Source organism: Armatimonadota bacterium, assembly GCA_017993055.1.
Lineage (GTDB): Bacteria > Armatimonadota > UBA5829 > DTJY01 > DTJY01 > JAGONM01.
Genome location: JAGONM010000037.1, coordinates 21,659 through 32,680, shown reverse-complemented (window position 1 = coordinate 32,680; position 11,022 = coordinate 21,659). Strand labels below are relative to the sequence as shown.

At 59.7% G+C, this 11,022-nt stretch carries 6 protein-coding genes; all 6 read right to left on the bottom strand.

Features of this window, described 5'->3' with window-relative positions:
* A partial coding sequence (locus KBC96_12770) for a hypothetical protein (protein MBP6965268.1) occupies positions 1-707 on the bottom strand: 707 nt, incomplete at its 3' end.
* A gap of 66 nt (positions 708-773) precedes the next feature.
* Complete coding sequence (locus KBC96_12765) at positions 774-2,675, bottom strand: hypothetical protein (protein ID MBP6965267.1); 1,902 nt, start codon at positions 2,673-2,675, stop codon at positions 774-776.
* 143 nt (positions 2,676-2,818) lie between these two features.
* Positions 2,819-5,914: a S8 family serine peptidase gene (locus KBC96_12760; protein ID MBP6965266.1), complete on the bottom strand. Its 3,096-nt coding sequence runs from the start codon at positions 5,912-5,914 to the stop codon at positions 2,819-2,821.
* A 35-nt stretch (positions 5,915-5,949) separates the two neighbouring features.
* Positions 5,950-7,836: a hypothetical protein gene (locus KBC96_12755; GenBank protein MBP6965265.1), complete on the bottom strand. Its 1,887-nt coding sequence runs from the start codon at positions 7,834-7,836 to the stop codon at positions 5,950-5,952.
* Between the two features lie 350 nt (positions 7,837-8,186).
* The gene (locus KBC96_12750) at positions 8,187-8,789 is read right to left on the bottom strand and encodes a dephospho-CoA kinase (GenBank protein MBP6965264.1); all 603 of its coding nucleotides are present in this window, start codon (positions 8,787-8,789) and stop codon (positions 8,187-8,189) included.
* Positions 8,790-8,930: 141 nt separating this feature from the next.
* Positions 8,931-10,673, bottom strand: coding sequence for a 30S ribosomal protein S1 (rpsA, locus tag KBC96_12745; GenBank protein ID MBP6965263.1), 1,743 nt, complete (start codon positions 10,671-10,673; stop codon positions 8,931-8,933).
* Positions 10,674-11,022: the final 349 nt, after the last annotated feature.

The window sequence follows — 11,022 nt, the reverse complement described above, 5'->3', positions numbered from 1 at the left end:
GATGGATCGTCCGGGTTGCGCCACTGGAAGTTCTCGTTGATCGCGTAGGTATTGATCGGGTAGGGCCCGGGCGTCTGATAGCCGTAGTAGGCGTAGAGGAAATCCCTGTCGTAGGAAACGCCCGCGTATCTGTCCGAGCTATGGGGATGGGAGTCGTGGATGATGACGTCAGTAGATTCCTCTATCAGTTCGGGCTCCGCGTCCTCTTCAGTAGGGTCGGTATAGCGCGCCCTCACAAGAAGCGTGATCTGATTGGCCGCTCCATCGGGACCGGCCTTGAGTATCGGGATGTAGAAGACGTCCACCATATCCGGTATCGGGTGTCCGGGGTTGAACGTGCCGGGAATACCCTCATTCGCCAGGTTGACGCCCGCAGTCATGCGAAACTCGTACAGCCTGCCCTCGCCGGAAGCCGGATTGCCCCTTCCCGCATTGTGCGGCAGTCTGTAGCAAGTCGAGCCGACATAGGGAGTGTACACGCACAGCTCCAGAGAGTTGGCGTCCGGGAAGCGCCCATCTTCCTGATGCCAGTTGAACTGGATCGTGAATATGGAGTTGGACGTTCCCTCTCCGGGAACGTCATCCCCCTCCGCGCCCTCCGGCTGTGGAGTCACGTAGAGATCCGTGATGGAAGCCGCGTGAGCGCCAAGCGCCAGCACGACCACCATCGCGACTGCTATGATCAGATTCAGAGTGAGTTTTCGCATACTATTAAATACCTCAAGAGAGCTAGAAACATGGGCCAGCCGATGCTCTGCGGCAGTGCAATACCCCTACGGAATGGGCGGCGGCCCACCCCCATCGTCACCGCCGTCGTCCGGCGGCGAACCGCCCACGCTGGCGCCTATCTGCGCTGCTGGGGAAATGACAATCGCCTCAACTCGATCGTCCAGCAGTTTGAACCAGTATCCCTGCCACGGCGTCAGTGGAGCGCTGCGCAGAGTGGACCAGTTCCAGGTATTGAAGGTCGTGTTCCAGGAGTACAGCGTCCGGCTGATCATCCGCTTCGCGATGGCTTCATCGTACGTCAGTATCCCGTAGGCAGGAGCATAGAACTTCAACTCGCCCATGGTCACGATGTACACATACGGGTTTCCTATCATGTTCCAACCCCGACGCACCGGGATCATGTGACCTGTACCGCCCTGCCATTGTAGAGGCGCGTACGTGCCGGGCGTCATGTCGGTCTGAGATGGAACAGCCATCTTCAGCCAGTATGCTTCTCCGGGGGTGACGCTCAGGACTTCCTCATAGGGGTAGTAAGGTGCGCTCCTGGGCAGACTCGTGTCGTATCGGAACATCTTGATCATGCTGCCCGGCATCAGTCCGAGCGAACTCGGGCTGGTGCTCGTCAGCAAGAACGGCACCGAGAACTGCTGCCAGCCATAGGTCAGCGAACGCGTGGATATCGCCGGAACGTTGATATCGCGGCGCAAGATCGTCCCGCCCATCGGATAGGCATTGACGGAAACGTAGTAAGTCAACAAGCCTGTCTTCGCGCCGGTGGCCCTGACGAGCCAGGAAACCGAACTCTCACTGTTAGCGCCGATCAGCGGTATGCTCTTGGTCGCCTGTGGCTCCGAAGAGTCCAGAGCCAGACCGGAAGGCAGGATCAAGGTGAACCCGCAGTTCGTCAGGTTCGTCGCCGAGTCCTGGTTCTCCAGAGAGGCCGTGATCCGGAATGTCTCCGGACCGTAGACCTCCTCGCCGGTGATCTCATCCACATAGTATTTCAGAGCGACCGGCCCGTTGACGGATGCCGCATACACCGGGCGGTCAATGCTCGGCAAGTTGACAGAGCTATTCCACGCCGGATTGCCGATGTAGTGGATGATGGTCCGACTCTTCCCGGCGGCGACGGTGACCGGTTTCCAGAACGCCGCATATCCCAGATTGTTGGTGATGTATTGGTGTTCAGGCCAAATCTCGTATCCCCAGATGAACTTCGGAACGAGCGATGTGCTCAGCGGATCAGCAACGTACGACCATGCACTGGATGACAGCGCCGAGTATTCATCGATGCCCAGCATATCGGGTTTGGCCGCGCTGTTGCCTTCAAGAACGATGCGAGCTGCTCTCGACGGATCGCTCACACCGTTGTAGAAGTCCACGTAAGCCGGAATCTGTGGAGACGAGATCAAGGTGCGCTCTTCCACAAGAGGATAGCCCGGAATGCTGACGGCATTTCGCTGATTGAGCACGCCGGTATTCTGCGGCTCGACAAATATGTCACCGTCAATCCTGACCCCGACCTGGTGCGAGACCGCGTCATTGTTCGTGATCGTCCACTTGAAGCGAACCATGTCGTGCAGCAGCCTGACCTCCTGTTCGAAGGTGATCGGCCCCAGAACTCCTTCGGCAGGAACCGGCTGCCAGATTCCCCTGATCGCCTTCTGGTTCGGCACAAGGCTTGGCACAAGCAACCAGGAGCCGTCACCAGCGTCACCCCAGATGCCGAGACTGCCGCCCTTCTCGAACGTCGCCCACACCTTGCCAAGTGTGTCCTCGTCCTCCGGCAGCATATCTATCATGAGGCGGACCGATCCCCAGTCAACCACGGACTCATGGTCGTCCATGGAACTGGAGGGATCGCCCTCGACGTTCCATATCGAAAAGCGCCCGGAGGAGTCCGCGCCGCTCTGATATATGGTCACGCCGACGAAACTGTTATTCATGGATATCGACGTAACCACGTCCTCTTGCGTCAACGCAGCTGTCGGAAGCAGCAGCAACACGGCCGCGCTAAGCAAGAAGGTCAGTGATGCGTGATTTCGCTGTAACAATATGATCCTCCGTAAACCCGTGCCGCGTCGTCGCATCAGAGCCGATCGGTGGTATAGCCCGGGTTGACTATCAACGTGATGTCATGCCCGCCTGACACCTGGGCGTTGTCAATGTAGACCGAACGGTCTGTCCCGGGCGCACCGGCAAACGCCGCCACAAACACCGTCATGGTTGACGACTGCGCGGTCGCATACGCGAGCTGCTGCGACCAGTCCCCGACGAGGGACTCGGTTGAAGACCAGACAACGCTCGACGCGAGAGGGTCGGTACCACCGGTCGGATCAATACCGACCTGAGTGCCTTCTCCGAACGGCCACCTGCAAGTGCCCGAAACTCCGGAGCAGTTCATGTCTCGCCTGGTCCATGCCGAAAAGGTGTATCTCTGCCCGGGCAAAACCGCTATCTGCTGGTAGATGCCTCCAACGAACCACCCGGCCGAACTCGCCGGCATGACTTTCTGGGACACACCATCGGTGACACCCACGGACCCAACGGTGAAGTGCGCCTCTCCGCTAGCCGCGAATGCAGACCAGTCCGATGCAACCTGACCCGTGCAGTCCGGCGCCGTAGTCAGTCCAAACGTACCCTGGAAGGATGCGTTGTACGTGCGCGCCGTAATCGGAGCATCCACCTTGACCTTCACCCACTGCGACTGCCAGGGCTGCATCACCGCACTGCTCACCGACGCGGTGCTATACCTCTGGTTGACAGGATCATAGCTGTATATATAGTTGCCAATCCAGCCCATCGTGACTGCTTCCTGCGCTGTCAGGCGCAGTCCGCCGTAATCCACCAGCGCGCTCGACCAGGGAGCGGCCGAAACGTACGGGCATCCAACCATATTCCATCCCTTATAGAGCCCGATCTCATAAGGCCCGCCCCCCACCTCGGAAGCCGTAGCCGGATTCAGACCCGGCAGAGTCCAACCGGAACTCCGAACTCTCAGCCAGTAGCCGAGACCGGCCGGAGGCGTGGCGACAGCACTACCGGACGGCCGAACGGACAGGTTCGCGATGACGCTGTAAGGATGGAACGTCGCTTCGTTGTCCATGCGCGCTCCATATGCATATGCGGCATACCGCGGGCTCTCTCCATCCGTGTAGGCGTACCTCCACAGCTGCGAACCCGTTCCGATCACCTGATCCGGGGTAACGGAACTGTCGAGCTTGTAGGGCACGGAGAACATGTGCCAGCCCGGATTCAGCGTGGCGGCCCGAACGATAAAGGTACTGGAGTCCTCCGCCGATACCGCGACCGGAAGCTCCGAATCGAAAAGAATGTCGCTGTCTGCGGAAGCCGTGATGGTGTGTGAACCGGCGGCGATCGGGTAATCGAACTGAAGATAGGTCTTCCCGGCGGCCGCATCGAGCGTGTAGTACAAGCCGCTCCAATCCTGAATAGCCGCACCCGATCCTCCGATGAGCAGCACCTGGCCAGCCGTGCCCTTGTCGAGCCATACTCGGATGGATGAGGCCAGGGCATGCCGGAAGTCAATGCGAATCCTGGGGCGCGCACTTGTCACAACGCTCGACTTCGCAGGAGTCTGGATCTGGACGTCAATCGAGGCCTTTTCGAGCGCCGCGCGAACGTTCAGCAACCCCCAGCCGTACGTCTCGTTCGGACGGCCGAATCCCTTAGGCGTAGCAGTGCTGTAGAGCATGTTCTTCACGTCCGCAGCCGGAACACCCTGAGACATCAGCAACGCGGCCGCGCCAGACACGATGGCCGTCGCGAAAGACGATCCGCTTATGAACTCGGCGATGTAGTTGCCGTACTTGTCAGGGAAGAGCGAACCGATCGCCTGAATCTGAGAAGGGTAGTAACCGGGAGGGTTTATCGGCGGACCGCCGCCGCCCCCGTTATCTCCGCCGCCCGAATCTACGGGACCAATCTCGGCCAGATAGGGACTGAAGGCCGTGCTTATGACGTCCTCTCCCGGAGCGACGATATCGAGCGCTCGCCCCCGCTGGGAGAAGGTACTCACCACATCGCGCCTGTCCGTGCTACCTACGCAGATCACTTCATCCAGCGCCGCAGGATAGTCCGGCGGGTACGGGCCGGACTCCCACTCGTTGCCGGACGTAGACACCAGGATGATTCCGGAGGCGGCAGCTCGCTGAATCTGCGACACCAGAGTGGACGGCCACAGCGTCTGGCGGCCAAAGCTCATGTTGATCACGTTTACTCGCTTGGGAAAGCCGGACGACGTAAGCTCGGTGTCCCGATATCTTATGCAGTACTCCAGCGCGTCAAACACGGCGTCGTCCCAGATAAGCCCATCCTCATCAGTCGCGACCTTGACCGGCAGAATCTTGACGCCGTTCCAGCACATCCCACTGATGCCGATGGTGTTGTCGCCTTGAGCCGCGATCAATCCGGCGACCATTGTGCCGTGGGCTGCGACATAGGCGCCGGCGTTCTCAGGCGGCGACGGGTCGTTATCCCCCATCGCGGTGTCGGGAGGGATCACTCCGTACGGACTGAGCACCGGCGCAGGATCCACAATCAGCCTGCCCACGAGATCCGGATGCGGCGTGCGATAGTAGGTCGTGCCGTCATCTCCGAGGGCGCTCTTCGTCCTGATCCCGGTGTCGATGACGGCGACGATGATGTCGCTGCTGCCCTGTTGCAGGTCCCATGCCTCCGTGGCATATACGTGCTTAATGGCGGCATCTGAGGGATCCGGCTGGAAGTACCACTGACCCATCAGCCTCGACAGCGTATCGTAATAGGCGTTGAAGTACTCGTCGTTCGGCCTGGCCTTTATCTCATGGTAGTAGTTGTGCTGTACACCCTGGACGGCAGGGTATTTCCTCGCGATCGCAGACCCGCTCGCCACAAACGACTCGGAAGGCGCGCCGCTTCCCGGGAGATCCAGCAGAAACGTGCTGCCGTTGCTAAGCCGCCGCACGACGCGACTTCCGTAAGCGGCATTCAAGGCCGATAGATCGGCCTCGGTGTATCCCGGACGAAGCGTCACCATTACCTGGTTGGCCGCGTATTCCCTAGAGGGAGCCGGCCGGCGGACGAAACCCTGCGCCGCCCACCCCTGAACGGCGATCAGTATCCCGCAGACGAGGAAGAGGCTCTTGGTGCCCCTGACTATCGTTCTACCAAGTATCTTGGTCATCTCCTACCCTGCTTTCCCTGCAACGAAAGACTGCATCAGATATCCGGAGGCGGAGGAGGGCCGCCGCCGTCGTCGCCCCCGCCGTCATCATCGCCGGGGCCGGTGCCGGGAGGTGCGTCAACAAAGAAACTGAGTGCCTCTGTGGAGTAGATATACCGCGTGTTCTTCGTCCCGGTCGCCGCAGCGGAAGCACCGTTTCCCGAGGGCATTGGCCCAGGCCTGTCATTACTGTTCTTGGCTCCCACGCGCCAGAACAGCTCCTGACCATCAAATACACCTGCCAACTCCGGGTGGCTCCTTAGGTCAACCGTCAACCGGTCTGTACTCCGGTTAACGTCAAAGCATACGGTCTGATCACGGATGAAGTCATCGCTAGTTGATACCTCGACCCGGTAGCGGTTGGCGCCCGCGGACAACTCCCATTCAAATGTAATACTGCTAAGGGGCAGACCGGTGGTCGCATCCGGGCTCACGCACACCGGGGGCAGCACGTAGGTCGCCGTGCCAAGATACGTCGGCGTACTCTCTTTGTACCCCACGCTGCCATCCGTCGGGCTAGTAATGCGGTACACACAGGACAGCCAGTACTTGTGAGTCTTTCCAACGGTTATTCCTGGCATATTGGCTTGTGTGCCTTGAGCCAACTCACCATCTATACCGACGTAGTTCCACGTATAATCCAGACGAACTGCTGTATCATCAATGCTGTGATGATCGAAACGCCCTATTCCGCCGTTGTAGGGAGTGGCTGTCACACTGTCAGGCACCAGAACCGGGCCGGCGAGCGTGGCTTCCCCTCCGCTGGCGAAGTAGTTGCCGTGATTGTCACGCCAAACGTGGTACTCTATGATATCCGAGGTTCTGACGCCCCTAGGCTCGTTCCAGCCAATGAAGACCCCGCCATCGTCGAACGCGGAAGTGATGTCGGGAGTGGCTCCGGCCGCAGCAACGCCGCTCACCGACTCCGGTTTGTCGCCCAGATTGCCAAAGAGCGCGCCTATGCCGATAATGAGCGCCAAGCCCATGAGAAGCTTGTTCCCGCTCGTGATGCTGGGCCTGCTGGATGACCGCGGTGCGACGGTGCGGCTAGTGTCGCTGATATCAGGCATCTTGTAGACGGCGCGCACTCGGTCCTCGGGCTTGACACCCCTCGGAGCCTTCAGAATAGTCGCCATGGCATCGCTGTCGCTGACCTTGTTCACCCTGACGCGCCCGACGACTTCCTCGCCGCCATCCATCCGGCGGATGACGATCATCTCCATGCCGGGCTGGAGCCCCTCCCGGGATCCCTTGTTCAGGAGTACCTCGCTTGTGCCCACCGAGTTCAGGACGGTCGCCTCAGGGATGGTATAGGCAACCATGGTCTCAACCGCCGTTCGAGCGGCGTCCTTGATCGCCTCGACGAGCATCCTGTCCTCATCTGCGGTGTAGCCGGTTCGCGGCTGGCTGATCCCAGTCGCAACCGCGCCGTTCAGCATCTCGCCCGAGGCTACATCCAGAAGTTTGACGGCAATCCGCGCCTCCGCCTTCTTCTTGTCTTTGTCGAAGTTGATGGAGAGGACGTCGCCACTCAGAACCGCCGAAGCTTCCACTTCCTGGCCCAGACGGATCATTGCGGATTGGCTCATATTCGCATCGTAGCCGAGCTGGTTCATCATGGCGGACAGGGAATCACTGGGGACGACGCCGAACTTGCCTGACCGGATGAGCTCGAGCACCACGGCATCTGTTGCCATGCGCCCGAACATCTGTCCGGGCATCTTGCTCGAATTTCGGAAATCTACGACAGCGACCTGCGTAATGCCTACCTGCGCCCGCAGCGGCGTGGAGAAGAACAGTCCGCTGCACAGTGCTGCACAGAGGGAGACGATGCACAGCGCGCTGACCGGCCAGCGCCTGGCATGGTTTCTGAATGGTCTCACAGGAATATGTCCTCCTAAGACGATTTGGCCCGGCACGTCGCCGGATAATCTCGACGGGATCACGGTTGCGCAGAAGGCCCAATCACCCGGCTCTAACGGGGCAGGCTCGTCAGAGGCCAAGGCAAACATGCTGATTCCAAGGGGGGTGCTGTTCCTGATGAATCAAGGAGTGCTGTCGGCTTTCGGCGAGCCCGGTCTACCGTCCTTTGGAATGGCGCATATTGTTATGGAATGCCCTGACTAACTACCCGCTCGGAAGATGCACGCGCACGTCCCGTAAACCGCGCATCAATCTCATCGCAAGCCCGCAAAACCGGGGCCTTGCCGCGAACCGTGAGATTATAGCACAGCTATTCCCCAAGTGCAAGGCACTCTTGAATGTCACACCAGAGTCTCTCCACCCGCGTTCTGGTGTCGGCCAGAGTGCCTTCGGTGCTGATAACCCAGTCAGCGAACTGCATCTTGTCCTTCATCGGCAACTGCGCCTTGAGGCGCAGTTCCGCTTCATCTCTGTTCAGGTTGCATCGCTTATGTAGACGGCTGATCTGGCTCTCTTGTTCCGCAGACACCACCAGAATCTTATCGAACATCCTTGCAGCCCCGATCTCTACCAGAAGAGGGACCTCAACGACCAGCACTCCCGACCCACAGTCTCGAAACCTCTCTATGCTACTGGAAATCTCCTTCATGACGATCGGATGCAGGATCGCTTCAAGCCGACGCCGCTTCTCGACATCGCTGAACACGATCGTCCCCAGCTTGCCGCGGTCAACTCCACCGCTTGGAGAGAGCACCTCAGAACCGAACTCCCTCGCCACCTGACTCGAAGTCTCCGTTCCCGGAGCGAGCAACGCGTGGACGATTTCATCGGCGCTGATCCAAGTGGCCCCCATGGCCTCCAGCATGTGCGCCACCGTAGACTTACCCGACGCCACTCCGCCTGTAAGCCCCACGACCAGAGTGTTTCGGCAAGAGAAAGAGCCAGCCCGTTCAGGCTCTTGCCCACGGACTGGCTCATAACTGGTTTCCCCATCAGGACTCATGGCAGTTCACTCGCCCCGAATCTCACGGCTCCCTCAGCCTTACGCAATGCGTCAGGCCTCAGCCTCACCTTCATCGGTTTCGGTCTCCGGCAGGCCCTCTATGACAGCCTCCTCAGACGTCGCCTCCGCAACTTCCTCTGGAGACTCCTCAACGGCTTCCGGCTCAGGCTCCGCCACAACCGCTTCCGGCTCAACGACATTCTCGACAACGTCCTCAACGCTCGACACATCTTGCGCGGCATCAGAATCGGAAATCGCCTCCGCGACAGGCTCTTCAGCAGGAGTTTCCTGCTTCATGCCCGCCTGAAGCTCCTTCAACTGCGATCCCACCAGGTCGCCCAGAGTCATCCGACCGCTATCCTGCGACGACGACCGCGACGAGTGCCGGTAGCTGTCGTACTCTTCACGTTCCTTGTCCTCACGAATCTGTCGAATGCTCAGGGTCATGCGGCGCTCTTCCGGCTTGATGTCAATGACTTTGGCCTGGACGGTCTCGCCAACGGACACGATGTCCTCCGGCCGATTCACACGACGCCTACTGAGTTCGGAGTTCGGGATGATGGCTTCGATTCCACCCTCGAGAGCGACGAACGCGCCGAACGGAACCAGCCTGGATATCGTTACCTCGATTGTCTCCCCGACCGTATATCTCCCAGGAACTACGGTCCACGGATCGGGAAGAATCTGCCGCATGCCGAGTGATACTCTGCCTTGCTCCAAGTTGAGCTTCAATATAGCGACCTGGATTTTCTGTCCGACCTTGACGACCTCGGACGGGTGGTTGATCCGCGTCCATGACATCTCGCTGATGTGGAGCAGGCCGTCAATGCCGCCCAGATCCACGAAAGCGCCGTAGTCGGTGATCCGCCGCACGACTCCGTCCCTGACCTGGCCCTCGGTGAGCGCTGCGACCGTCTCCTCCCGCTTCTTCTCGCGCTCCTCTTCGGTCGCGAGCCTGTGTGAGAGGACGACCTTGCGACGCTCGCGGTCAACCTCGATCACCTTGAGGGGCAACGACTGCCCGATGTACTTCTCCAGGTTCTTGACCTTCCCACTGCCAACGTGAGAGGCAGGAACGAATCCGCGGATGCCGAGATCCACCACCAGACCACCCTTGACACGATCATTCACCATCGCGGTGATGACCCTCTTGTCCTCCATCGCAGCCTGAACCTTATCCCAAGCCTTCTCGAAATCCGCGCGCTTCTTTGAGAGAATCAGGTTGCCATCCTGATTCTCGGTCTCCATCACGTAGACGTTGATCTCCTCTCCAACGGAGACCACGTCCTCGGCCGACTGGTACGGACTGGTCGCCAACTCGTGAGGACGGATTATGCCCTCGGACTTCGTGCCGACGTCTACCAGAACGCCTTCCTTATCTATGTGAACGACCACTCCGGGCACTACATCGCCCTCCGTCAGTTCGCGGAAAGTGTTGGAGTAGTCCATATCTGATTCGGATCGCGGTTTCTGAGTTCTTTCCGACTTCTTCCGCGCGGGCGCTACGGGGGTGGCCTCCGCCTCCGCAACCTGCTCGACGCTGCCTGAAGGCTCCTCAGAGACTCCTGTCGCCTCCGCAACCCGCTCGACGTCACCTAAGGGTTCCCCAGAAACTCCTCCCGGTTCCGCAACCTGCTCGACTTCGCCGAGAGGCTCTTCAGAGGGCCCCTCCTGGGGTTCAGCGGCCGGTTCTCCTGTCTCGACGTTCAATTCGGGTTCGACGGAGATTGTCTCCTCGGAAACGGTTGTCGCCTCGACATCCGTAGTCTCTTGCGGTTCCAGATCGTCTGACATTGTCGTTATCTCCTCTCTTGGCTAGGCGACTCAATCGCCTAATCTCGGGCAGCACTGCTTGCCCGATCCAGGATTTCGGGACTCAACTGCCGTATGAGACCCCTTGCTGCAACCCAGTCGAACGGGAACTGATGTACGGCACAACGTTCGCCCGCTCGGAGTCCTACCCGCTGCTACAGCCCACCTACCGACGTCAGCCTCAAGACGACCGCGACGACGGCACTGAGCGCCGCGGGCATTATAGCACAGGGCGCTCCATAACGCTAGTCCTCCGGCCCTAGCCTTTCCTCCTCACCAATGACGTGACCGGGCCCTTTCCGACTGCCCAGATACAGATCCACTCCTCTTC